Source organism: Pseudomonas rustica (assembly GCF_049959085.1).
GTDB lineage: Bacteria > Pseudomonadota > Gammaproteobacteria > Pseudomonadales > Pseudomonadaceae > Aquipseudomonas > Aquipseudomonas rustica.
This window is the reverse complement of the sequence record NZ_CP188200.1, coordinates 5,193,788-5,218,858: the sequence shown is the minus strand read 5'-3', so window position 1 is coordinate 5,218,858 and position 25,071 is coordinate 5,193,788. Positions and strand designations below refer to the sequence as shown.

Genomic DNA, 25,071 nt, shown 5'->3' with positions numbered 1-25,071 from the left:
TTGTTGGGCCGCATCGATATACTGAGCGCCGGTTACCGGCTGCTCTAGTCAACACCGCTCCCACAGGGTTTGTGCCTAGACTGAAGCAATCGCCGGACTCGCCCCGTCTTGGGGCTGCTTAGGGATATCGACCATGCAATGGATGTTCATGTTGATCGGGCTGGTGCTCGGCTGGCTGCTCGACGAGTCGTTCAGTGATGCGCTGTTGGGCGCGTTGCTGGGGCTGGTGATCGGGCAGACGCTGCGCATTGCTCGGCTTGGCTCGCAAGCGGCTGAGCAACAGCAGCAACTTGAACAGGCGAAGGTCGCGCTGCAGGGCGTGGAGCAGCGGCTATTTTTGCTAGAAGGTGCGCCGGTTCGTGCCGCCCCGCCACCGAGTGCAGCACCGGTAACCGAGACCGTCGCAGAACCCGCCAAAACCGTCGAAGAAGCCCCCGCACCGGAACTGGTCTGGGAGTTGCCCCCCGAACTCGAACCGATTTCCGCCGTCGCCAGCGAAACCAGCCAACCGCTGCCTGCCGATGTCTGGAATCTCGACGCCGTTACTCCTGAACCACAAAAACCCGCCGAACCCCGTGGCCCGAACCTTATCGAGCGCGGCATCAGTGCTGCGCGCAATTGGCTGTTCGGCGGTAACACCGTGCTGCGCGTCGGCGTGGTGTTGTTGTTTTTCGGTCTGGCGTTCCTGCTGCGTTACGCCACCGAAGGCATGGTCGTGCCGATCGAGTTGCGTTACGCCGGTGTCGCAGCCGCCGCGCTGGGCTTGCTCGCGCTGGGCTGGTGGCTACGCAATCGCAACAGTAATTACGCATTGATGCTGCAAGGCACCGGGATCGCGGTGTTGTACCTGACGGTATTTGCGGCGATGCGTCTGCATCCGCTGCTCGATCCTTCTGCCGCGCTTGGATTGCTGGTCGCGGTCACGGTGTTCTCGGCGATTCTGGCGATCACCCAGGATGCGCTGGGCCTGGCTGCCGCAGCCGCATTGGGCGGTTTCGCCGCGCCGATCCTGACCTCGACCGGGGCCGGCAGCCACGTCGCTCTGTTCAGTTATTTCGCGTTGCTCAACGCCGGCATTCTCGCCATCGCCTGGTTCAAGGCCTGGCGTCTGCTCAACCTGATCGGCTTCGTCGGCACCTTCGGCATCGGTTTCGCCTGGGGCTTGCGTTCGTATGCGCCCGAGCTGTTGTGGAGCACCGAGCCGTTTCTGATTCTGTTCTTCCTGATGTACCTCGGCATCGGCCTGTTGTTTGCCCGACGCAAATTGCTCGACATGCCCGATGCCCCGGCGGACGGCGACCGTGATGCCTTGCTGCACTGGTCGGCGCGCAAGGGCGATTACGTCGACGGGACGATGCTGTTCGGCCCGCCGATCATTGGTTTCGGTTTGCAGTTTGCGTTGGTGCAGCATCTGGAGTTCGCCGCCGCGTTCAGCGCGCTGGCACTCGGCGTGATTTACATGGCGCTGGCCAAGGTGTTGATGGGTGGCCGCGCGGCGTTGCTGGGCGAAACCTGTCTGGCGCTCGGGGTGATTTTCGCCAGTCTGGCGATTCCGCTGGGGCTGGATGCGCGCTGGACTTCGGCGGCGTGGGCCGTGGAAGGTGCGGGGATTTTCTGGCTCGGTCTGCGTCAGCATCGACCGTTCGCGCGGGCGTTCGCGTTGCTGCTGCAACTGGGCTCGGCGTTGGCGTTTCTCAGTCAATTGCGGGTTGGCGAAAGCAGCCTGCTCGACGGTGCACCGCTCGGCGCGTTGATGCTCGGCAGCGCTTTGCTGTTCAGCTTTTATCAACTGCGCAAGGCCTCGGCGGAGCAGATTTCGCCATGGGAACGCCAAGGCCTGCCAGTGTTGGCCTGTCTGGGCCTGACCTTCCTCTACCTGCTGGCGCCGCTGTTTTTCTTCACGCAGGGCACGGCGATCAGTTGGGCGCTGGCCGGGTTGGTGACGTTGTTCGTCGGCCTGCGGATTCAGTCGCGCACGTTCCTGTTCACCGCGTTTGCTGTGCAGTTGCTCGGCGGCGCTTTGTTCCTCTTGCGTCTGCAAGGCGCGGGCGAGGATTCAGCGGCGGTGTTCAGCGCCGGTTGGAGCGGTTTGCTCAGTGCTTCGCTGATTGGTCTGGCGTTGATCGCCGGCATGCTGTTGGCGGCTCGCGATGAAATGGTGCGTAGCGATGTGCGCCTGCTGCGTGGTTTGTCGGTGGTGTTGTTGGCCGGTCTGGTGCTGATCAATCTGGCGGTGCTGTTCGTGCTGCCGTGGCAAACCGCGAGCGCGGTGTGGGCCGCGAGTGGTTTGTTGATCATCTGGCTGAGCCTGTACCTCAAGCAGCGCGTGAGTTTTGTCTTCGGTCTTTTATTGCAGTTGATGGGTGGCGCGGCGTTTCTGTTCGCAGGCCCGGAACTGCTCGGGCCGCTGTCCAGCGAAGGACTGAAACCGCTGGCCCACGGCGGATTCTGGACGCCGCTGGTGCTGGGGCTGGCCGCGATGATCGGTGCGTGGCGCCTGCAACTGGGCAATCACGCTTCCGCGTTCGATGCGTTGAGTTTGCAGCGTTTGTCCGAAGTTTTGCTGGTTTGGGGCGCGGGTTGGTGGGCGCTGGCGTGGGTCAGTGAAGTGCTGCGTTTTGCTACGCCGAATCTGCAAGGCACGTTGCTGCTGTCGGTTGCAGCGGTGAGCGTGGCGTTGTGGACGGTGTTGTCGCTGCGCCTGAAATGGCCGGCGCTGGGTTTGCTTTGCACCTTGCTGATTCCGGCGGCGGGGCTGGTGTTGCTCGCTGCCTGGCATTCGCGTTATCACCCGGCGGCCGATTTCGGTTGGCTGGCGTGGGCGGCAGTGTTCGCCGTGCATTTCTTCAGTCTGCGCCGCTTGGCGCCGATGTTGCCGGCGCGCGCTTTGAGCACCGCGCATGTGCTCGGCTGCTGGCTATTGATCGGCGTGCTGGCGCTGGAATTGCGCTACGGCCTGCTGTTGTTGTCCGAGCAATACAACGCCTGGCGCTGGTTGGGCTGGGCGATTCTGCCGAGCCTGTATCTGTTGATGGCGGCGGCACCGCGCAATTGGCCGTGGCCGGTCGCAGTGTTTGCCCGCGAGTACCGCTTGTACGCCGCTGCGCCGTTGGCGGTGCTGATGCTCGCGTGGTTCTGGCTGGCGAATGGCGTCAGCGATGGCAATGCCGAACCGTTGCCGTACGTGCCGCTGCTCAACCCGTTGGAGTTGGGTTTGCTGTTCGCGCTGTTCGGCGTTTATGTGTGGTCGCGCAGCGCGGTTTCGCAGCTGTCGATTCGTCAGGACTACGCCGAATACGCGACGCAATTGATCGCCGGGGTTTCGCTGTTCGCCTTCTGCACGGCGTTGGTCACCCGCGCCGCGCACCATTGGGCGGGGATTCCGTTTGAGCTGGATACGCTGCTCGCTTCGATGCTGGTGCAGGCGGGCTTGTCCATCGTCTGGACGCTGATGGCGCTGGGGCTGATGATCGGCGGGCATCTGCGTCATCGTCGCGAAGTGTGGCTGATCGGCGCGGCGCTGATTGCGCTGGTCGTGGCCAAACTGATTTTTGTCGAATTGAGCAACCGTGGCGGCCTCGCCCGGATCGTCTCGTTTATCGGCGTGGGCGTGTTGCTGCTGGTGGTCGGCTATTTCGCACCGCTGCCGCCCAAACGCGTCGACGCTGACCCGGCGGCGGACAAACCGGCCCCGGACACCGAAGGAGTTTCATCTTGAGTCGCATGCTGAATCTGGGTTGGTTGGCGTTGGGCGTGGTGATGGCTGCCGGCGCCCAGGAAAAACCGGCGGACTTCGCCACGCAGGTGCCGCTGTCGGTCAGCGGCGACGGGCCGTGGTATCGCCTCGAACTGCCACTGAATGTGCAATTGCAGGCGCGCCAGACCGATCTCAGTGACCTGCGCGTGTTCAACGCCGCCGGCGAAGCGCAGGCGTACGCCTTGGCGCGCGAATCGGCGCAGACCCGCGACGATGGACAGTTGCACGAGGTGAAGTGGTTTCCGCTGTACAACGCCGCCGATTCGAATGAACACGTGCCGAACGTGCGCGTGCAGTCGACCACCAACGGCACACTGGTCGAAGTGCAGCCGTCGAGTCAGCTGGAGGCGGGCGAGGAAGTGCTGCGCGGTTGGCTGCTCGATGCCAGCGCGATCAAGGCGCCGTTGCAGCAATTGATCCTCGACTGGACCAGCGAGCGCGATGGCTTTCAGCGTTTCAGCATCGAAGCCAGTGATGACTTGCAGCACTGGCAGCCGTGGGGCGAAGGCCAGGTCGCGCGCCTGACGTTTTCCGATGAGCGCATCGAGCAGCACGAAGTGACGTTGCCGGGGCAATCCGCGCGCTATTTGCGCCTGTTGTGGGATTCGCCGAGTTCGGCGCCGACCATCACCTCGGCACAGTTGAAAAGCAGCGATCCGCGCAACGTTCCGCTGCCGTTGGTCTGGTCGCAAGCGTTGTCTGGCAGCAGCACCAAGGCTGGCGAGTACAGCTGGCAGTTGCCCATGGGGCTGAACGTCGAGCGCGTGCAGGTCGAGCTGAAACAACCGAACAGTCTGGCGCCGGTGACATTGGCCGGGCGCCGCGAAAGCAGCTTGCCGTGGCAGGAAGTGAGCAACGGTTTGCTGTATCGCCTGACGCAGAATGGCCAGGACGTGGTGCAGAATGAATTGCAGCTCTACGGGCAAACCGTGCAGCAGTTGAAGTTGACGGTGGATGAGCGCGGCGGTGGTCTGGGTGAGCAGGCGCCGAGCCTGAAATATGCAGTGCGCGCGACCCAGGTGATTTTCCTTGCGCGGGGCGAGGGGCCGTACAGTCTGGCGGTGGGCAATGCGACGGTGAAAACAGCGAATCTGCCGTTGGCGACGCTGATTCCGGATTTCAAACCGGAGAAGTTGGCGGGGCTGGGTAAGGCTGCGGTGCAGGGGGAAGTGGTGGCGACGCAGACTTCGACGGCCACGACGGCGGCGGTGGCGGAGACCAATTGGAAGAAGATCGGGTTGTGGGCGGTGTTGTTGCTGAGTGTGGTGTTCCTTGGGGCGATGGCGATTAGCTTACTGCGCAAGCCTCCTGCCAATTCCTGAGAATGGCTGGCGCTGCGCGCCATTCGCTAGCAGGCTAGCTCCCACAGTGGACTGCAGTGGACACCAATTGCGTGTTCACTCAAATCCCCTGTGGGAGCGAGCCTGCTCGCGAAAGCGGTCTCTCAATCAATACATATCCCAAACCGCGCAGCCTTCGCCCGATTTCGGACTACGCTAAATCCGCTACCTGAACTCTCCACCGACAATCACGTCTCATGCAGGCAATTACACCCCAACGCACGTTACCGGGCGTCTTCGCTCGCTACGGTTTCAGACTCCCTGTAAACTGCGCGGGTTTTTAGCCCCCCATTCCACCGGAGCCGTCCATGTCCCGCGTTACCCTGAGTCGCTATTTGATTGAGCAGACCCGCAGCAATAACACTCCTGCCGATCTGCGTTTCCTGATCGAAGTGGTCGCGCGTGCTTGCAAAGAAATCAGCCACGCCGTGTCCAAAGGCGCCCTGGGTGGTGTTCTGGGCAGCATGGGCACTGAAAACGTCCAAGGCGAAGTGCAGAAGAAACTCGACGTGATCTCCAACGAGATCCTGCTCGAAGCCAACGAATGGGGCGGTCACCTGGCCGGCATGGCGTCCGAAGAAATGGACAATGCCTACCAGATCCCGGGTAAATACCCGAAAGGCGCGTACCTGCTGGTATTCGACCCACTGGACGGCTCGTCGAACATCGACATCAACGCCCCGGTCGGCACCATCTTCTCGGTACTGCGTTGCCCGAACGAATACCTGAGCCAGAACGAGCCGCTGAACGAGAAAGCGTTCCTGCAGCCAGGCACTCAGCAAGTTGCCGCCGGTTACGCGATCTACGGCCCGCAAACCATGCTGGTGCTGACCCTCGGCGACGGCGTTAAAGGCTTCACCCTGGATCGCGAAATGGGCAGCTTCGTGCTCACTCACGAAGACATCACCATTCCTGAATCGACCCAGGAATTCGCCATCAACATGTCCAACCAGCGTCACTGGGAAGCCCCGGTACAACGTTACGTTGGCGAGTTGCTGGCCGGTGAAGAAGGTCCGCTGAAAAAGAACTACAACATGCGTTGGGTCGCGGCGATGGTTGCCGACGTACACCGCATCCTGACCCGTGGCGGTCTGTTCATGTACCCGCGCGACAGCCGTGAGCCATCCAAGCCAGGCAAACTGCGTCTGATGTACGAAGCCAACCCGATGTCGTTCCTCGTGGAACAAGCGGGCGGCGCGTCCACCGACGGTCACCAGCGCATCCTCGACATCCAGCCAGAAGGCCTGCACCAGCGCGTAGCGGTGTTCCTCGGCTCGAAAGAAGAAGTCGCCCGCGCTACGGCTTACCACAAGGAATAAACCATGACCGCGCCCTGGCAGCCGTTGCTCGATTGGTGGTTCGGACATGCCGAATCCCCGGACGACATTTCGGCTGACAAGGGCAAGTTGTGGTTCGGTAAGCGAGACAGCCAAGACCTCGAAGCGCAGACGCGTTTCGGGGTCTTTGTCGATCAGGCCCTGGCCGGCGAATTGACCGAGTGGACGCAACGTCCCGAAGGTTGGCTGGCGCTGGTGCTCCTGCTCGATCAACTGCCGCGAATGATTTTTCGCGACACCCCCAAAGCGTTTTCCGGTGATCTGCGCGCGCAGAAACTCGTCGCCCAAGGCATTGCGGCGGATTTTGATCGGCAGTTGAAGCCGATCCAGCGTGTGTTTATTTATCTGGTGTTCGAACACTGCGAAAACCTCGCGGTGCAGAACGAGGCGGTCTCCCGGTTTATCGAACTGGTGGCTGAACAGCCGGAAGCGCAGCGCGCGGTGTTTGCCGATAATCTGGATTATGCCGAACGGCATCAGAAAGTGATCGCGCGGTTTGGCCGGTTTCCGCATCGCAATGCGGTGTTGGGGCGGGAGTCTACGGTGGAGGAATTGGTGTTTCTTTCCGAACCGGGTTCGCGGTTCTGATCCCAAAAAAGATCGCAGCCTACGGCAGCTCCTACAGTGAACTCGATCTATGTAGGAGCTGCCGCAGGCTGCGATCTTTTGATCCTTAAATGCGGAAACTACCCACCAACTGCTTCAACCGCGCCGCCTGCTGCTCCAGATCCGAGCAAGCCCGCAACGTCGCCTGCAAGTTCTCCACACCTTCCTGATTCAGCGTGTTGATCTCGTTGATATCGACATTGATCGACTCGACCACCGCCGTCTGCTCTTCAGTCGCCGTGGCCACCGACTGGTTCATCCCGTCAATCTCGCCGATACGCTGAGTCACGCTGCCCAAGCGCTCGCCGGCCTGGTTGGCGATGCCGACGCTGCTTTCGCTCTCGCGCTGGCTCTCGGTCATGATGCTGACCGCCTGACGTGCGCCGACCTGCAGTTCTTCGATCATCTTCTGCACTTGCTGCGCCGAGTCCTGAGTGCGGTGCGCCAGATTGCGCACTTCATCGGCAACCACGGCGAAACCACGCCCGGCCTCACCGGCACGCGCTGCTTCGATCGCAGCGTTGAGCGCGAGCAGGTTGGTCTGTTGGGAAATGCTGGTGATCACTTCGAGAATCTGGCCGATGTTCACCGTGTTGGCGTTCAGGGTTTCGATGTTGCCGCAGGAGTCGCTTATCTTCGCCGACAGCTGTTGCATGGCAGAAATGGTTTTATCCACAACCTGCTGACCATCCACCGCGAGGCTGCGCGCATCGCTCGAATGCTGCGAGGCGAGGGCGGCGTTCTGGGCGATTTCCTGCGCGGCGGCGCCGAGCTGATTGATCGCGGCGGCGACGCTGTTGGTGCGGGTGGCTTGCTGATCCGAGTTGTACATCGACGAGTTCGACGCCGCGACTACGCGCAGGGCGACTTCGTTGACCTGGCCGGTAGCCGAGGACACTTCGCGGATCGAGGTGTGGATGCGCTCAACAAAACGGTTGAACGAAGTGCCCAGCGCGCCGAATTCATCGTTGCCGTGGATCACCAGACGTTTGGTCAGATCGCCTTCACCTTCGGCAATGTCATGCATGGCGCGGCCCATGGTCAGCAGCGGCTGCATCAACACGCGGATGAGCATGCCGAGCAGGGCGATGATGATCACTACGGCGATGACCATAGCGATCAGTGCCGAGGTGCGGAATTCGCTGAGCATGGCGAACGCGGTGTCTTTATCGAGCACCAGCGCCACGTACCAGTCGGCAGATGGCACACCGTTAACGTGGGTGAAAGAGATCAACTGGGTCTTGCCGTCGAACTCGACTTCCTTCAGGCCCGGAGTGACTTTCGGCGCACCGTTCGGGTAGGCCTCGGCGAGGGTCTTGAGCACCAGTTTGCTGTCCGGGTGAATCAGGATCTTGCCGTCGGCACTGACGATGAACGCGTGGCCATGGCCGCCGAAGTTCAGCGAGTTGATGATCGCGCTGACGCTGGTCAGGTCGATGTCGGCACCGGCAACGCCGAGCATCTGGCCCTGACGCTGCACCGGGGTGGCGACGGTGATCACCAGTTTGCCCGAGGAGGCGGCGATGTACGGTTCGGTGACGATGGTTTGTTGCGCGCTGTTCGCCGCTTTATACCAGCCGCGTGCGCGCGGGTCGTAATCCGGCGCGCGGTTGCCGGCCGGCACGGAGAACATCACGCCGTCGGCACCACCGAAGTAGCTGAGCTGAAAATTGCCGGTGTAGGCGGGCAGGTCGATGATGCGTTTGAGGCTGGCCGGGGCGTTGCCGTCGACAACAACTTGCTGCGACAGCGATTGCAGCAATTGAATGCGGCTTTCCAGCCAGGTCTGGATGTTGCTGGTGGTCAGGCTGCCCAGTTCCTGCATCGACGCTTCGGTGCTGCTGCTCAGCGCTTCGCGCTGTCGATAGTCGTTGAAGAAAATGAAACAGGCGAACGCAACGGCCACCACGAGGGCGGCAGCCAACAAAATCTTGTGGCTGAATTTCATGTTTCTGGTCATCGAATGAGCTACCGCGAAGGGGCTGATCAAGAAAGGGCGGCAATTTGCCACACAGGGAGGCTTTGCGCTGCTCTTGTTTCGACCGGGCCGCGCCAAAGATTAGGCCTTTTTTGCGAATTGCGACGAAATGCTCAAAAGCGCGACAAAGTGTCTGATTTATCGGCAAAAGCCAGACGAGCGGAGCAATAAATAGGCGCCTCGGGAGGGAACCAGACACCACTTTTCTCTTCTAAGCTTCTGGTTGGCCCCATGCCATCCCCCTTCCGTTCCAGGAGTTACACCATGTCGCTGCGATCTATCGCCCTTTTGTCGTTCTGCGTGCTGTTGGCCGCCTGCGGCAAGATCAATCAGGAAAACTACTCGAAGCTCTCGGCCGGCATGGCCAAGACCGAAGTGGAGACCTTGTTGGGCAAACCGACTGATTGCTCGGGCGCGCTCGGCATGTCCAGTTGCACCTGGGGCGACAAAAACAGCTTTATCAGCGTGCAGTACGCCGGTGACAAAGTGCTGATGTTTTCCGGCCAAGGCCTGAAGTAAACCGGGGCCTCGCGCCCACGGAGAAGAAAAATGAAGCGGTTATTGCTTGTCCTTTTTGCCGGCCTGGTACTGGCCGGCTGCGCCACTTCCGGCGTAGATCCGTTGGCGCCGAAGACCGTCAACAGCGTCAATCTCAAGCGTTATCAAGGGACCTGGTATGAGCTGGCGCGTTTGCCGATGTACTTCCAGCGCGACTGCGCGCAATCCGAAGCGCATTACACCCTCAAGCCTGACGGCAACGTCGCGGTGCTCAATCGTTGCCTGACCCCGCAATGGCAGTGGGAAGAAGTGAAGGGCACGGCTTATCCACAAGTGCCGGGCAAGACCGACAAATTGTGGGTCGAGTTCGATACCTGGTTCTCGCGTCTGATACCGGGTGTGGCGAAAGGCGAATACTGGGTGCTGTACGTCAGCGATGACTACAAGACCGCCATCGTCGGCGACCCGAGTCGCAAGTACATGTGGCTGTTGTCGCGCACGCCGACCGTTAACGGTGTGGTGCGTGAAGAACTGCTGAGCAAGGCGCGTCAGCAGGGCTATGACACCACGCGATTGATCTGGCGAGCGTCGGATCGGCAGATGGCCAAGACTTCTAATTAAGAGCGAAAGATCGCAGCCTTCGGCAGCTCCTACAAGGGAAAGTGTTCACCCTGTAGGAGCTGCCGAAGGCTGCGATCTTTTGCTTTTCTAGCCGAGAAGGTCGCGCAAGACTTGGGTGAACGCGCGGGCGCTGTCCTCTTCCCCGGCATGCCGGCCATCGCGCACAACCCACTGGCCATTGACCAAAACATCACGCACCTGCCGATCCCCTCCGGCAAACAACCAGCGATTCAAAATCCCGTCTCCGCTCGCCGTCGCCAGATACGGATCGTTGCCATCGAGCACAATCCAGTCGGCACGTTTGCCAACCTCCAGCGCACCAATCGGTTGCCCCAACGCCTGCGCACCACCATCCAGCGCCGCGTCATACAACGTGCGCCCGACCATCGGCTGATCCGCGCCATACAAACGGTTACGCCGCTGATCACGCAGACGCTGGCCGTATTCCAGCCAACGCAATTCTTCCACCACACTCAGCGAGACATGGCTGTCGGAACCGATGCCCATGCGCCCGCCCTGCGCGAGGAAATCCACCGCCGGGAAAATTCCGTCGCCCAGGTTGGCTTCAGTGGTCAGGCACAGCCCGGCGATGGCGCGACTCTTGGCCATCAGCGTGACCTCTTCCGGATTGGCGTGAGTGGCATGCACCAGACACCAGCGCTGATCGACTTCGGCATTCTCGTACAGCCATTGCAGCGGACGCCGACCGCTCCAGCTCAGGCAGTCATCGACTTCTTTCTGCTGTTCGGCGATGTGAATGTGAATCGGGCATTGCTTGTTGCTGGCCGCCAACACTTCGCTGATCTGCTGCGGCGTCACCGCGCGCAATGAGTGGAAGCACAGACCCAGCGACTGCGCCTTTTGCTGCGCCAACATTGGCTGCAAACGCGACTGCAGATTCAGGTAATTTTCGGTGCTGTTGATAAACCGACGCTGACCATCATTCGGCGTCTGGCCGCCAAAACCGGAGTGGCTGTAGAGCACCGGCAGCAAGGTCAGACCGATGCCGCTTTCACTCGCCGCCTGACTGATACGCAACGCCAGTTCAGCCGGATCGGCGTACGGCTGACCATTGCTGTCGTGGTGCACATAGTGGAATTCGGCGACCGAGGTGTAACCGGCCTTGAGCATTTCGATGTACAGCTGACGGGCGATCACGCCGAGCTGATCCGGGCTGATTTTTCCGACGAGGCGATACATCAGATCGCGCCAGGTCCAGAAACTGTCATTCGGATTGCCGGCCACTTCAGCCAGCCCCGCCATCGCCCGCTGGAAAGCATGCGAGTGCAGATTGGGCATCCCCGGCAACAACGGCCCGCTTAGTCGCTCGGCGCCATCTGCGGTGGAATCGGCCTGGATTTGGGTCAGCAGGCCCTCGGCGCTGACCTCAAGACGTACATTGTTGGCCCATCCGTTAGGCAGCAGCGCGCGTTCGGCAAAGAAGGCGGACATGGTTCAGCACCCCATCGTGTGTTATTTGTATATACATATACAGACGTTTGCCTGCCCGGTAAACTCCGGCAAGCTAGCCACTTTCATCCAAAGAACAGGGATCAACCGTGCCGACTCCGCCTCCAGTCTCCCCGTTGGCCGCGAACATGGGCGACAGTCCGGCGCCCTTGTACGCCCGCGTCAAACAGATGATCACCCAGCAGATCGACAGCGGAAACTGGCCGCCGCACTACCGCGTGCCGTCCGAAAGCGAACTGGTCAATCAACTGGGTTTCAGCCGCATGACCATCAACCGCGCCCTGCGCGAGATGACCGCCGACGGTCTGTTGGTGCGCATGCAAGGCGTCGGCACGTTTGTCGCCGAACCGAAGAGCCAGTCCGCGCTGTTCGAAGTGCACAACATCGCCGACGAAATCGCTTCCCGTGGCCATCGCCACACCTGCCAGGTGATCACCCTCGAAGAAGAGGCCGCCGGTTCCGAACGCGCGCTGGCGCTGGACATGCGCGAAGGGCAGAAGGTCTTTCACTCGCTGATCGTGCATTACGAAAACGACATTCCGGTGCAAATCGAAGACCGTTTCGTCAACGCGCTGGTCGCGCCGGAATACCTCAAGCAGGACTTCACCCTGCAAACGCCTTACGCGTATCTGAACCAAGTCGCGCCGCTGACCGAAGGCGAGCATGTGGTTGAAGCGATTCTGGCCGAGCCGTCCGAATGCAAATTGCTGCAGATTGAAAAGGGTGAGCCTTGCTTGCTGATCCGTCGCCGCACGTGGTCGGGGCGTCAGCCGGTGACGGCGGCGCGATTGATTCACCCGGGTTCTCGTCATCGTCTGGAAGGTCGGTTTCATAAATAGAGAGCATAAATGAGTGAAGTGAAGGTTTTACGCGCGGAAGGCTACCCGCGCATGCCGTGGAAAAACGGCGGCGGCAGCACTGAGGAAATAACCCGTGATGCCGGTGCCGGGCTGGATGGTTTCGGCTGGCGCCTGTCGATTGCCGACATCGCCGAGTCCGGTGGTTTTTCGACGTTCGCTAGCTATCAGCGGGTGATCACCGTGTTGCAAGGTGACGGCATGGTTCTGTGCGTCGATGGCGACGATACGCGGCCGCTGTTACCGCTCGACCCGTTTGCCTTCAGCGGTGAAAGCCAGGTTTCCTGCACGCTGCTCGGCGGTGCGATTCGCGACTTCAACCTGATCTACGCGCCGCAGCGGTACAGCGCTCGGTTGCAGTGGCTGGACGGTGAACAGCGGTTTTTCAGCTCGGCGGGGACGGTGCTGGTGTTCAGTGTCAGTGAGTTGCTGGAAGTGCAGGTTGGTCATTCCGCGTCGCAACTCGGTCGCCATGATTGCCTGCAACTGGACGGTAACGCCGGACTGGTTGAAGTCACCACCAATGCCGCTTGCTGTGTCATTGAGCTGACGGCGCGCTGATTCAAAAATCTTAAAAGATCGCAGCCTTCGGCAGCTCCTACAGGGTGTACCTCAATCCCACTGTAGGAGCTGCCGAAGGCTGCGATCTTTTGCTTTTGGGATGTTCCCAACCCACGCACCAACTTGTTACCGATTGCCCCAGCGTGGCGCAAAACCTCGCTTTCGTAACAATCTCCAACCCCCTCCATCAATACCCTCGAAATATTTCATCCACGCCAGAACCCTTGATTCAGGCGCCCTCCAGCCGTGTCCGCGGTTTTTCTTGAACAGCCCTCCAACAAGTTGGCCGCTTGATTGCATATGCTTGTATGTACAAGTAAAGACGTATGCGTATGAGTCGTTCGAGACTCTCCGCAGCGTCCACTGATTCGCTTGTCGCGCAGCGAAGCGCACAGGCTGCTTGCCCACTGCCAGGGTTGGTTTGAATTGATCGCTGAGGAGTCTCTTTCGTGACTGATAACAAAATGACTAAGTTTCGCGATGTCGAAATCCGTGCCGCCCGCGGCAACAAGCTGACCGCCAAGAGCTGGCTGACCGAAGCGCCGCTGCGCATGCTGATGAACAACCTCGACCCGGAAGTCGCCGAGAACCCGAAAGAGTTGGTGGTTTACGGTGGTATCGGTCGCGCTGCGCGTAACTGGGAGTGCTACGACAAAATCGTCGAGAGCCTGACCAACCTGAATGACGACGAGACCCTGCTGGTGCAATCCGGCAAGCCGGTCGGCGTATTCAAGACCCACAGCAACGCCCCGCGCGTACTGATCGCCAACTCCAACCTCGTCCCGCACTGGGCGAGCTGGGAGCACTTCAACGAACTCGACGCCAAAGGCTTGGCCATGTATGGCCAGATGACCGCCGGCAGCTGGATCTACATCGGCAGCCAGGGCATCGTTCAAGGCACCTACGAAACCTTCGTTGAAGCCGGTCGCCAGCACTACAACGACAACCTCACCGGCAAGTGGGTGTTGACCGCCGGTTTGGGTGGCATGGGCGGCGCACAACCGCTGGCGGCAACCCTGGCCGGCGCTTGCTCGCTGAACATCGAATGCCAGCAAGTCAGCATCGATTTCCGCCTGAAAAGCCGCTACGTCGACGAGCAAGCCAAAGACCTCGACGACGCCCTGGCACGCATCGACAAATACACCAAAGAAGGCAAAGCGATCTCCATCGCGCTGCTGGGTAACGCCGCAGAAATTCTGCCGGAACTGGTCAAGCGCGGCGTGCGCCCGGACATGGTCACCGACCAGACCAGCGCCCACGACCCGCTCAACGGTTACCTGCCTGCCGGCTGGACCTGGGACGAATACCGCGCCCGCGCCAAGACCGAGCCGGCCGCTGTGATCAAAGCCGCCAAGCAGTCGATGGCCGTGCACGTTAAAGCGATGCTGGAATTTCAGAAGCAAGGCATTCCGACCTTCGACTACGGCAACAACATCCGTCAGATGGCACAGGAAGAAGGCGTCGAAAACGCGTTCGACTTCCCGGGTTTCGTACCGGCTTACATCCGTCCGCTGTTCTGCCGTGGCATCGGCCCGTTCCGTTGGGCGGCACTGTCCGGCGATCCGCAAGACATCTACAAAACCGACGCCAAGGTCAAAGAGCTGATCCCCGACGACGCGCACCTGCACAACTGGCTGGACATGGCCCGCGAGCGCATCAGCTTCCAGGGTCTGCCGGCACGTATCTGCTGGGTCGGCCTGGGCCTGCGCGCCAAGCTCGGTCTGGCCTTCAACGAGATGGTGCGCAGCGGTGAGCTGTCGGCGCCGATCGTCATCGGTCGCGACCACCTCGACTCTGGCTCGGTGGCTAGCCCGAACCGTGAAACCGAATCGATGCAGGACGGTTCCGACGCTGTGTCCGACTGGCCACTGCTCAACGCTCTGCTCAATACCGCGAGCGGCGCGACCTGGGTTTCCCTGCACCACGGCGGCGGCGTCGGCATGGGCTTCTCGCAGCACTCGGGCATGGTGATTGTTTGCGACGGAACGGACGAGGCGGCCGAGCGCATTGCGCGCGTCCTGCACAACGACCCGGCTACAGGCGTTATGCGCCACGCCGATGCCGGTTACCAGATCGCCATCGACTGCGCCAAGGAACAGGGCCTGAACTTGCCGATGATCACCGGTAAATAAATGCAAAAGCCCTGTAGGAGCTGCCGCAGGCTGCGATCTTTTGATGTTGGTTTTTCAAGATCAAAAGATCGCAGCCTGCGGCAGCTCCTACAGAGAATCTAACAATCCACAGAGGTTGAATCATGGCTGTCACCACCGATCGTGCAAGCAACAAACCGTTGATCGAAAGGCGTTCGATCGACTACATCCCGGAAGCGGAAAGACACGGTCGTCTGTTCAGCCAATTCACTCTGTGGATGGGTGCCAACCTGCAAATCACCGCAATCGTCACCGGGGCCTTGGCCGTGGTGTTGGGCGGTGATGTGTTCTGGTCGTTGATCGGGCTGTTGATCGGTCAATTGCTCGGCGGTGGCGTGATGGCGCTGCATGCCGCGCAAGGGCCGAAACTCGGTTTGCCGCAGATGATCTCCAGCCGCGTGCAGTTTGGCGTGTATGGTGCGGCGATCCCGATCGTGCTGGTGTGCCTGATGTACCTGGGTTTCACCGCGACCGGCACCGTACTTTCCGGTCAAGCGTTGGGCCAGTTGTTTAACGTCAGCGACAGCGTCGGCATCCTGATTTTCGCCAGCGTGATCGTGGTGGTCACGGTGCTCGGCTATCGGGTGATCCACTGGATCGGCCGTGTCGCCAGCGTCATTGGCGTGATCGCTTTCGTCTTCCTGTTCTGGCGTCTGATGAGCCAGACCGACGTTGGCGCACTCCTGCAAATCCGTCATTTCAGCTGGAGCAGCTTCCTGCTCGCGGTGTCGCTCGCGGCCTCCTGGCAGATCGCGTTCGGCCCATACGTGGCTGACTATTCCCGTTACCTGCCGAGCAATACCTCGGCGGTGAAAACCTTCTTTGCCGCCGGTGCCGGTTCAGTGGTCGGCGCGCAAGTGGCGATGATCCTCGGCGTGTTCGCGGCGGCTTCGGCCAACGGCCAATTCGCTGGTCACGAAGTCGCCTACATCGTCGGCCTGGGCGGCACCGGAGCCACCGCTGCGCTGCTGTACTTCAGCATCGCATTCGGCAAGGTGACCATCTCGACGCTGAACTCCTACGGCAGCTTCATGTGCATCGCGACCATCATCAGTGGTTTCAAAGGCCACCTGACTGTTACGCGTATGCAGCGTCTGGTGTTCGTGCTGGTGATCGTTGGCGCGGCGACCCTGATCGCGCTGCTCGGTCAGCATTCGTTCCTCGGTGCGTTCAAGTCTTTCATCCTGTTCCTGCTCGCGTTCTTCACTCCGTGGAGTGCGATCAACCTGGTCGACTACTACTGCATCACCCGTGAGCGTTATGACGTGCCGGCGCTGGCCGATCCGAACGGTCGCTACGGTCGCTGGAACATGCTCGGTATCAGCGTTTATGTGTTCGGTGTGCTGGTGCAACTGCCGTTCATCTCCACCAAGTTCTACACCGGCCCGCTGGTGGCGGCCCTCGGTGATGTGGATATTTCCTGGATCATCGGTCTGGTGCTGCCGGCCGTCGTCTACTACGTGTGCGCGAAAAAATGGCACAGCGCGGTACCCGATCAACTGATTCTGCCGGTCGAGCAGAACAGCGTTGTACAACCTAAAACAAGCGGGGCCGGACGCGCTGCGGCGCAGGCCTGATTTGGACGTGGACAGGGCTGGATGCCTCTTGACTGCCGAAAGCCAATTCATGATTAGGAGCGTCACAACAATGAAATCGAACAAGACCCTGCTGACCACATTGCTGTCCATGGGCCTGCTGGCCAGTGCCGGCGCGACCCAGGCCGCGGGCTGGTGCGAATCGGGCAAACCGGTGAAGTTTGCCGGCCTGAACTGGGAAAGCGGCATGTTGCTGACCGACGTCCTGCAAGTGGTTCTGGAGAAAGGTTACGACTGCAAGGTCGACAGCCTGCCGGGCAATTCCATCACCATGGAAAACGCCCTGAGCAGCAACGATATTCAAGTGTTCGCCGAAGAGTGGGTCGGCCGCAGCGAGGTCTGGAACAAGGCCGAGAAGGCCGGCAAGGTCGTCGGTGTCGGCGCACCTGTGGTGGGCGCTGTGGAAGGCTGGTACGTGCCGCGCTACGTGATCGAAGGCGACGCCAAGCGCAAGCTGGAACCGAAAGCACCGGATCTGAAAAACATCGCCGATCTGGGCAAGTACGCCGCCGTGTTCAAGGATCAGGAAGAGCCGTCCAAGGGCCGTTTCTACAACTGCCCGGCCGGCTGGACTTGTGAACTCGACAACAGCGAAATGCTGAAAAGCTACGGCCTCGAAAACAGCTACACCAACTTCCGCCCAGGCACCGGCCCGGCGCTGGATGCGGCAGTGCTGTCGAGCTACAAGCGTGGCGAGCCGATCCTGTTCTACTACTGGTCGCCAACCCCGCTGATGGGCCAGGTTGACCTGGTCAAACTCGAAGAAAAACCCGGCGTCGACAAGTCCGTGAGCATCAAGGTCGGCCTGTCCAAGACCTTCCACGACGAAGCCCCGGAACTGGTCGCCGTGCTGGAAAAGGTCAACCTGCCGATCGACCTGCTGAACCAGAACCTGGGTCGCATGGCCAAGGAACGCATCGAGTCGCCAAAACTGGCGAAAATCTTCCTCAAGGAACATCCTGAAGTCTGGCATGCGTGGGTCAGTGACGACGCAGCCAAGAAAATCGACGCGGCGCTGTAGGTCGATACCTCCCGGCTAACCGCGAGGCAGGCCGGGAGATATGCCGTAAACGCTTGATTGAGATTTCTGATTGAGAGCCGCTTATGTTTCCCGAGAGCTTTACCTTTTCCATCGCCGACTGGGTCAACGGTTGGGTCGATTCGCTGGTCACCAACTACGGCGATGTGTTCCGCCATATCTCCGACACCCTGCTGTGGGCCATCGTCAACCTTGAAGGCATGCTGCGTGCGGCGCCGTGGTGGTTGATGCTGGCGATCGTCGGTGTGATCGCCTGGCACGCCACGCGCAAAGTGGTGACCACTGCGGTCATCGTCGGTTTGTTGTTCCTCGTCGGCGCGGTCGGCCTGTGGGACAAACTCATGCAAACGCTGGCGCTGATGATGGTCGCGACGATCATTTCGGTGCTGATCGGCATCCCGCTGGGGATCCTTTCTGCGCGTAGCAATCGCCTGCGTTCGGTGCTGATGCCGCTGCTCGACATCATGCAAACCATGCCAAGTTTTGTGTACCTGATTCCGGTGCTGATGCTGTTCGGCCTGGGCAAGGTGCCGGCGATTTTCGCTACCGTTATCTATGCTGCGCCACCGCTGATTCGCCTCACCGATCTGGGCATCCGCCAGGTTGACGGCGAAGTGATGGAAGCGATCAACGCGTTCGGCGCCAACCGCTGGCAGCAACTGTTCGGTGTGCAACTGCCGCTGGCCCTGCCGAGCATCATGGCCGGGATCAACCAGACCACCATGATGGCCCTGTCGATGGTGGTGATCGCCTCGATGATCGGCGCCCGTGGTCTGGGTGAAGATGTGTTGGTGGGGATTCAGACCCTCAACGTCGGGCGCGGGCTTGAGGCCGGTCTGGCGATCGTGATTCTCGCAGTGGTCATCGACCGCATTACTCAGGCGTACGGTCGGCCACGGCATGAGGTGAGCAAATGAGCAACGCAACCGTGAGCAAGATCGAAGTCAAAAACGTCTTCAAGATTTTCGGCAACCGCGCCAAGGATGCGCTGGCCATGGTCGGTCAGGGCAAGACCAAGGATCAGGTGTTGAGCGAAACCGGTTGCGTGGTCGGCGTGAACGACCTGTCGTTGAGCATCGGCACTGGCGAGATCTTCGTGATCATGGGCCTCTCCGGTTCCGGTAAATCGACTCTGGTTCGTCACTTCAACCGGCTGATCGACCCCACCAGCGGCGCGATCCTTGTCGACGGCGTCGACATCCTGCAATACGACATGGAAGCCCTGCGCGAATTCCGCCGGCACAAGATCAGCATGGTGTTCCAGAGCTTCGGCCTGCTGCCGCACAAGAGCGTGCTGGATAACGTCGCCTACGGCCTGAAGGTGCGCGGCGAGAGCAAGCAAATGTGCGCGGAGCGCGCGCTGCACTGGATCAACACCGTGGGCCTGAAGGGCTATGAAAACAAATACCCGCATCAACTCTCCGGCGGCATGCGCCAGCGTGTTGGTCTGGCCCGGGCCTTGGCGGCGGACACCGACATCATCCTGATGGACGAAGCGTTCAGTGCGCTGGATCCGCTGATCCGCGCCGAGATGCAGGATCAGTTGCTCGAGCTGCAGAAGACGTTGCACAAGACCATCGTGTTTATCACCCACGACCTTGATGAGGCGGTGCGCATTGGTAACCGGATTGCGATTCTCAAGGATGGGCGGTTGATTCAGGTCGGCACGCCACGCGAGATTCTGCATTCGCCGGCGGATGAGTATGTTGACCGGTTTGTGCAGCGGCGTGCGGCGGTGGTCTGAAATGGATTGTCCTTGTGGCGAGGGGATTTATCCCCGATGGGTGGCGAAGCCGCCCCAAACACTGCATGCGGTATGCCTGAAACATCCTGGCTGCAGGTTTTGGGGCTGCTGCGCAGCCCATCGGGGATAAATCCCCTCGCCACAGGGTTATCTGCATCAACAGAATTGGTATGAGGTTTTAGATGTCCCAGGCTGAAAAAATCGTTATCACCGGCGCTCCTCTGCGTTGGCAGGACGTGGTTGCTGTCGCCCGTCACGGCGCTCAACTGGAGCTGTCGAGCGACACCTGGGCGCGCATCGAAAATGCGCAAGCCATCGTCCAGCGCATCGTCGCCAGCGGCGAGCGCGCCTATGGCGTCAACACCGGTCTGGGCGGTTTGTCTAACGTTTCCCTGCAAGACCAACAACTCAGCCAGCTCTCGCGCAACACCTTGCTCAGCCATGCCTGCGGCGTCGGCCCGGTACTCCCCGACGAGCAGACCCGCGCGATCATCTGCGCCGCCATTCACAACTACAGCCACGGCAAATCCGGCCTGCATCGCCGGGTCGTCGAAGGGCTGCTGGCGCTGCTCAATCGTGGCATCACCCCACAAGTGCCGTCGCAAGGTTCAGTCGGCTATCTGACGCACATGGCGCACATCGGTATCACGCTGCTCGGCGTCGGCAATGTCAGCTATCGCGGGCAGATTATTTCCGCACAACAAGCGTTGGCCGAAGAAGGCCTGCAACCGGTGCAGCTCGGCGCGAAGGACGGTTTGTGTCTGGTCAATGGCACGCCATGCATGACCGGCCTCAGCTGTCTGGCGATTGCCGATGCCACGCGGCTGGTGCAGTGGGCCGACGTCATCGGTGCGATGAGTTTCGAAGCGCAGCGCGGTCAGATCGACGCCTTCGATGCCGAGATCATCGCGTTGAAACCGCACCCGGGCATGCAGCAGGTCGGAATCAATTTGCGCACATTGCTCGATGGCAGTGAAGTGATTGCGTCGAGCAAAGGCATTCGTACGCAGGATGCGCTGAGCATTCGTTCTATCCCGCAAGTACACGGCGCGGCGCGTGATCAACTCGACCATGCGATCAAACAGGTCGAAGCCGAACTCAACGGCTGCACCGACAATCCGTTGCTGCTCGGCACGCCGGATAATTTCCGGGTGATGTCGCAAGCCAATCCGCACGGCCAATCGGTGGCGATGGCGGCGGATTTGCTGGCGATTGCCATGGCCGAAATCGGCTCGATCGCCGAGCGTCGCCTCGATCGTCTGGTCAACCCACACGTCAGCGGTTTGCCGGCATTTCTGGTGGCCAATCCGGGGGTGAACTCCGGGATGATGATCGTCCAGTACGTCGCTGCGTCGTTATGCGCGGAAAACCGTCAATTGGCGCAACCGGCGGTGCTCGATAACTACATCACTTCCGGCCTGCAGGAAGACCACTTGAGCATGGGCACCAACGCCGCGCTGAAGCTGCATCGCGCGCTGGAAAACTGCACGCAGATCCTCGCCATCGAATATCTGCTGGCGGCGCAGGCGTTTGAATTCCTCAAGGAACAACGCTTCGGCACCGGCACCGATGTCGCCTGGCGACTGCTGCGTGAAACCGTCCCGGCCTACGATCAGGATCGCTGGCTCGCCCCGGATATTGCCGCCGCCGCGAGCGTGTTGAAAAACCCGAATCTGCTGCACAACGTTCTATCGAATTTGCATTGAAAAACTACCCTGCCAGCGTGCCAAGGCGCCGGATGCCCACAAGGCTGAAAGCGACGGATAACGGAATGCTCCGGAGCGAATGGCAAGTTAATAACAAACTCTCAAAAGGAGCATTTAAATGACTGCGCTGAACCTGATTCCCGGCCAACTGAGCCTGGCCCAACTGCGTGACGTCTACCAGAACCCGGTCAAGCTGACGCTCGACAACAGCGCCTCGGCGCAGATCGAAGCCAGCGTCGCTTGCGTCGAGCAGATCCTCGCCGAGAACCGCACTGCCTACGGCATCAACACCGGTTTCGGCCTGCTGGCCTCGACGCGCATCGCCAGCGAAGACCTGGAAAACCTGCAGCGCTCGCTGGTGTTGTCCCACGCCGCCGGTGTTGGCGTGCCGATCAGCGATGAGTTGGTGCGTTTGGTCATGGTGCTCAAGGTCAACAGCCTCAGCCGTGGTTTCTCCGGCATTCGCCGCGTGGTGATCGATGCGCTGATCGCGTTGATCAACGCCGAGGTTTATCCGCACATTCCATTGAAAGGTTCGGTGGGTGCGTCGGGCGATCTGGCGCCGTTGGCGCACATGTCGCTGGTGCTGCTGGGCGAGGGCAAGGCGCGCTACAAAGGCGAGTGGATGGAAGCGGTTGAAGCGCTGAAAGTCGCGGGTCTGACGCCGCTGACGCTGGCAGCAAAAGAAGGCCTGGCGCTGCTCAACGGTACTCAGGTTTCCACCGCGTTCGCGCTGCGTGGGTTGTTTGAAGGTGAAGATTTGTTTGCCGGCGCGTTGGCGCTCGGCGGTCTGACGGTTGAAGCGGTATTGGGTTCGCGTTCGCCGTTCGATGCCCGCATTCATGCGGCGCGTGGCCAGAAAGGTCAGATCGATGCGGCTGCGGCTTATCGTGATCTGCTCGGTGAGCGCAGTGAAGTCTCCGACTCGCATCAGAATTGCGAGAAGGTTCAGGATCCGTACTCGCTGCGCTGCCAGCCGCAAGTCATGGGCGCCTGCCTGACCCAGTTCCGTCAGGCCGCTGAAGTGCTGGCGGTTGAAGCCAACGCGGTTTCCGATAACCCGTTGGTGTTTGCCGCTGAAGGTGACGTGATCTCTGGCGGTAACTTCCACGCCGAACCGGTGGCCATGGCCGCTGACAACATGGCGTTGGCCATTGCCGAAATCGGCTCGCTGAGCGAACGCCGCATCTCGCTGATGATGGACAAGCACATGTCGCAACTGCCGCCGTTCCTGGTGGCCAATGGCGGCGTGAATTCCGGCTTCATGATTGCGCAGGTGACCGCTGCGGCGCTGGCCAGCGAGAACAAAGCGTTGTCGCATCCGCATTCGGTGGACAGTCTGCCGACCTCGGCTAACCAAGAAGACCACGTTTCCATGGCACCGGCGGCGGGCAAGCGTCTGTGGGAAATGGCCGAAAACACCCGCGGGATTCTCGCGGTGGAATGGCTGGCGGCGGTGCAGGGGCTGGATCTGCGTAACGGTCTGAAGACCTCGGCGAAGCTGGAACAGGCGCGAGCGATTCTGCGTAAGGAAGTGCCGTTTTATGAGAAAGACCGGTTCTTTGCGCCAGATATCAATGCGGCGACTGAGTTGTTGGCTTCGCGCTGCCTGACCGAGCTGGTTCCGGCGAAGCTGCTGCCTAGTTTGTAACCCACCCACTGATCGTTCCCACGCTCCGCGTGGGAATGCAGCCCGTGACGCTCCGCGTCACTGGACGCAGAGCGTCCCTTGAGGCATTCCCACGCAGAGCGTGGGAACGATCACCAGACGAGGACTTGGGATGAAAACCCTCTGGCAACACTGCCACGTCGCAACCATGGCGCAAGGCGTCTACTCGATCATCGAGGATGCGGCCATCGTGACGTCCGGTGCGCTCATCGAGTGGATCGGCCCGCGCAATCAATTACCGTCCGGCGAATACCCGGCGGTCAATGATCTGCAAGGCGCGTGGGTCACCCCCGGCCTGATCGACTGCCACACCCACACGGTGTTCGGCGGCAACCGCAGCGGCGAATTCGAAAAGCGTCTGCAAGGCGTCAGCTATGCCGAGATCGCGGCGTCCGGCGGCGGCATCGCCAGCACCGTGCGCGCTACGCGTGAAGCGACGGAAGACGAGCTGTTCGCCAGCGCCGCCAAACGCCTGAAAAGCCTGATGCGCGACGGCGTGACCACGGTCGAAATGAAATCCGGCTACGGCCTCGATCTGGTCAACGAACGCAAAATCCTCCGGGTCATCCGTCGCCTGGAAAAACAGCTGCCCATCAGCGTGCGCAGCACCTGTCTGGCCGCCCACGCGCTGCCGCCTGAGTACAAGGATCGCGCGGACGATTACATCGATCTGGTCTGCAACGAAATGCTCCCCGCGCTCGCCGCCGAAGGTCTGGTCGATGCCGTGGATGCGTTCTGCGAATACCTGGCCTTCTCCCCGGAGCAGGTCGAGCGCGTGTTTATCGCCGCGCAACAACTCGGTCTGCCGGTGAAGCTGCACGCCGAACAATTGTCCTCGCTGCACGGCTCCAGCCTCGCCGCGCGCTACAAGGCGTTGTCTGCCGATCACCTGGAGTTCATGGACGAGGCCGACGCCATCGCCATGGCCGAAGCCGATACCGTCGCCGTGCTGCTGCCGGGCGCGTTCTACTTTCTGCGCGAAACCCAGTTGCCGCCAATGGACGCCCTGCGCAAGCACAAGGTGAAAATCGCCATTGCCAGCGACCTCAACCCCGGCACTTCGCCGGCGCTGTCGTTGCGGCTGATGCTGAACATGGCCTGCACCTGTTTCCGCATGACCCCGGAAGAAGCCCTGGCCGGTGCGACGATTCATGCCGCGCAAGCACTGGGCATGGCCGACACTCACGGTTCGCTGGAAGTCGGCAAGGTCGCGGATTTCGTCGCCTGGCACATCGATCGTCCGGCGGATCTGGCCTATTGGCTTGGTGGTGATCTGGACAAACGCGTCGTCCGTCACGGCGTCGAATCAAGTCTGTAGGAGAGCGGTTGTGGATAAGGTTCTGAACTTCAAACAAGGTCGCGTGCCGCTGCTGATCAGCATGCCTCACGCTGGCGTACGCCTGACGCCTGCGGTGGAAGCCGGGTTGATTCCGGACGCGAAAAGCCTGCCGGACACTGACTGGCACATTCCGCAGCTGTACGACTTTGCCGAGGAACTGGGCGCGAGTACTTTGGCTGCCGAGTACTCGCGATTCGTCATCGATCTGAATCGACCGTCCGACGATAAGCCGCTATACGCCGGCGCTACCACCGGGCTGTATCCGGCGACGTTGTTCGATGGCATTCCGTTGTTCCGCGAAGGGCACGAACCGTCGAAGGAAGAACGCGCGACGTATCTGGAGCAGATCTGGACGCCGTATCACCGCACCCTGCAAGAAGAGCTGGCGCGATTGAAGGCCGAGTTCGGTTACGCGTTGCTGTTCGATGCGCACTCGATCCGTTCGATCATCCCGCACCTGTTCGACGGCAAGCTGCCGGACTTCAACCTCGGCACCTTCAACGGCGCCAGTTGTGATCCGCAACTGGCCAGTCAGCTCGAAGCAATCTGCGCCGGCCACAGCCACTACAGCCATGTGCTCAACGGCCGCTTCAAGGGTGGTCACATCACCCGGCATTACGGCAACCCGGCCGAGAACATCCACGCCGTGCAACTGGAGTTGTGCCAGAGCACCTACATGGAAGAGTTCGAACCGTTCCGCTATCGCGCCGACCTGGCCGAGCCGACGCAAGTCGTACTCAAGGAACTGCTACAAGGCTATCTGGCCTGGGCAAAGTCTCACTACACCGGCTGATCCACCCTTGT

The 25,071-nt window shown here is 60.7% G+C and carries 19 protein-coding genes and 1 pseudogene; 17 read left to right on the top strand and 3 right to left on the bottom strand.

Going from position 1 to position 25,071, the window contains the following annotated elements:
- The first annotated feature begins 133 nt into the window (after positions 1 to 133).
- The 4 genes from ACP3TY_RS23745 to ACP3TY_RS23730 all read left to right on the top strand — a co-directional run bounded on the left by ACP3TY_RS23745 (position 134) and on the right by ACP3TY_RS23730 (position 7,022).
- Positions 134 to 3,718, top strand: coding sequence for a DUF2339 domain-containing protein (locus tag ACP3TY_RS23745; protein WP_426618623.1), 3,585 nt, complete (start codon positions 134 to 136; stop codon positions 3,716 to 3,718).
- Positions 3,715 to 5,079: a DUF3999 domain-containing protein gene (locus ACP3TY_RS23740; protein WP_426618622.1), complete on the top strand. Its 1,365-nt coding sequence runs from the start codon at positions 3,715 to 3,717 to the stop codon at positions 5,077 to 5,079. Before ACP3TY_RS23745 ends, ACP3TY_RS23740 begins: the two co-directional genes overlap by 4 nt.
- Positions 5,080 to 5,405: 326 nt before the next feature.
- Positions 5,406 to 6,416 (top strand): class 1 fructose-bisphosphatase, encoded by a 1,011-nt coding sequence (locus ACP3TY_RS23735; protein ID WP_007909265.1) that lies wholly within the window; start codon positions 5,406 to 5,408, stop codon positions 6,414 to 6,416.
- Positions 6,417 to 6,419: 3 nt separating this feature from the next.
- Entirely contained in the window at positions 6,420 to 7,022 is a 603-nt protein-coding gene (locus tag ACP3TY_RS23730) for a DUF924 family protein (RefSeq protein ID WP_426618621.1), read from the top strand.
- 85 nt (positions 7,023 to 7,107) lie between these two features.
- On the opposite strand, the gene ACP3TY_RS23725 is transcribed toward ACP3TY_RS23730, so the two are convergent.
- The gene (locus tag ACP3TY_RS23725; RefSeq protein ID WP_371262350.1) at positions 7,108 to 7,872 is read right to left on the bottom strand and encodes a methyl-accepting chemotaxis protein; all 765 of its coding nucleotides are present in this window, start codon (positions 7,870 to 7,872) and stop codon (positions 7,108 to 7,110) included.
- 93 nt (positions 7,873 to 7,965) lie between these two features.
- Positions 7,966 to 8,988: pseudogene (locus tag ACP3TY_RS23720) on the bottom strand (HAMP domain-containing protein); the annotation flags it as partial.
- Positions 8,989 to 9,282: 294 nt separating this feature from the next.
- Here ACP3TY_RS23720 and ACP3TY_RS23715 point away from each other — a divergent pair.
- Together ACP3TY_RS23715 and ACP3TY_RS23710 are read left to right on the top strand one after the other, a co-directional pair.
- Complete coding sequence (locus tag ACP3TY_RS23715) at positions 9,283 to 9,537, top strand: hypothetical protein (RefSeq protein ID WP_053116610.1); 255 nt, start codon at positions 9,283 to 9,285, stop codon at positions 9,535 to 9,537.
- Positions 9,538 to 9,567: 30 nt separating this feature from the next.
- Positions 9,568 to 10,137 carry a lipocalin family protein gene (locus tag ACP3TY_RS23710; RefSeq protein ID WP_159811596.1) on the top strand — a complete coding sequence of 190 codons (570 nt, stop codon included), beginning with the start codon at positions 9,568 to 9,570 and terminating at the stop codon, positions 10,135 to 10,137.
- A gap of 87 nt (positions 10,138 to 10,224) precedes the next feature.
- Here ACP3TY_RS23710 and ACP3TY_RS23705 read toward each other — a convergent pair whose 3' ends face one another.
- The gene (locus tag ACP3TY_RS23705; protein ID WP_426618620.1) at positions 10,225 to 11,589 is read right to left on the bottom strand and encodes a formimidoylglutamate deiminase; all 1,365 of its coding nucleotides are present in this window, start codon (positions 11,587 to 11,589) and stop codon (positions 10,225 to 10,227) included.
- A 146-nt stretch (positions 11,590 to 11,735) separates the two neighbouring features.
- Here ACP3TY_RS23705 and hutC point away from each other — a divergent pair, with 146 nt between their 5' ends.
- The 11 genes from hutC (at position 11,736) to hutG (ending at position 25,060) form a co-directional block, all read left to right on the top strand.
- Complete coding sequence (gene hutC, locus ACP3TY_RS23700) at positions 11,736 to 12,446, top strand: histidine utilization repressor (protein ID WP_163013658.1); 711 nt, start codon at positions 11,736 to 11,738, stop codon at positions 12,444 to 12,446.
- A 9-nt stretch (positions 12,447 to 12,455) separates the two neighbouring features.
- Positions 12,456 to 13,025 (top strand): HutD/Ves family protein, encoded by a 570-nt coding sequence (locus tag ACP3TY_RS23695; protein ID WP_426618619.1) that lies wholly within the window; start codon positions 12,456 to 12,458, stop codon positions 13,023 to 13,025.
- 464 nt (positions 13,026 to 13,489) lie between these two features.
- A complete protein-coding gene (gene hutU, locus ACP3TY_RS23690) occupies positions 13,490 to 15,157 on the top strand; it encodes a urocanate hydratase (RefSeq protein WP_162130775.1) in 1,668 nt (555 codons plus the stop codon).
- A gap of 122 nt (positions 15,158 to 15,279) precedes the next feature.
- The gene (locus ACP3TY_RS23685) at positions 15,280 to 16,752 is read left to right on the top strand and encodes a purine-cytosine permease family protein (RefSeq protein WP_426618618.1); all 1,473 of its coding nucleotides are present in this window, start codon (positions 15,280 to 15,282) and stop codon (positions 16,750 to 16,752) included.
- Positions 16,753 to 16,822: 70 nt separating this feature from the next.
- Complete coding sequence (locus ACP3TY_RS23680) at positions 16,823 to 17,791, top strand: ABC transporter substrate-binding protein (RefSeq protein ID WP_053116616.1); 969 nt, start codon at positions 16,823 to 16,825, stop codon at positions 17,789 to 17,791.
- Between the two features lie 83 nt (positions 17,792 to 17,874).
- Positions 17,875 to 18,726: an ABC transporter permease gene (locus ACP3TY_RS23675; RefSeq protein ID WP_008080600.1), complete on the top strand. Its 852-nt coding sequence runs from the start codon at positions 17,875 to 17,877 to the stop codon at positions 18,724 to 18,726.
- Positions 18,723 to 19,553 carry a quaternary amine ABC transporter ATP-binding protein gene (locus tag ACP3TY_RS23670; RefSeq protein WP_426618617.1) on the top strand — a complete coding sequence of 277 codons (831 nt, stop codon included), beginning with the start codon at positions 18,723 to 18,725 and terminating at the stop codon, positions 19,551 to 19,553. The genes ACP3TY_RS23675 and ACP3TY_RS23670 overlap by 4 nt, the downstream gene beginning before the upstream one ends.
- A 182-nt stretch (positions 19,554 to 19,735) precedes the next feature.
- The gene (hutH, locus tag ACP3TY_RS23665) at positions 19,736 to 21,259 is read left to right on the top strand and encodes a histidine ammonia-lyase (protein WP_426618616.1); all 1,524 of its coding nucleotides are present in this window, start codon (positions 19,736 to 19,738) and stop codon (positions 21,257 to 21,259) included.
- A gap of 118 nt (positions 21,260 to 21,377) precedes the next feature.
- A complete protein-coding gene (hutH, locus tag ACP3TY_RS23660) occupies positions 21,378 to 22,910 on the top strand; it encodes a histidine ammonia-lyase (RefSeq protein WP_053116619.1) in 1,533 nt (510 codons plus the stop codon).
- A gap of 130 nt (positions 22,911 to 23,040) precedes the next feature.
- A complete protein-coding gene (hutI, locus tag ACP3TY_RS23655; RefSeq protein WP_159811603.1) occupies positions 23,041 to 24,246 on the top strand; it encodes an imidazolonepropionase in 1,206 nt (401 codons plus the stop codon).
- Positions 24,247 to 24,256: 10 nt separating this feature from the next.
- On the top strand, positions 24,257 to 25,060 hold the full coding sequence (gene hutG / locus ACP3TY_RS23650) for an N-formylglutamate deformylase (protein ID WP_159811604.1): 804 nt from the start codon (positions 24,257 to 24,259) through the stop codon (positions 25,058 to 25,060).
- Positions 25,061 to 25,071: the final 11 nt, after the last annotated feature.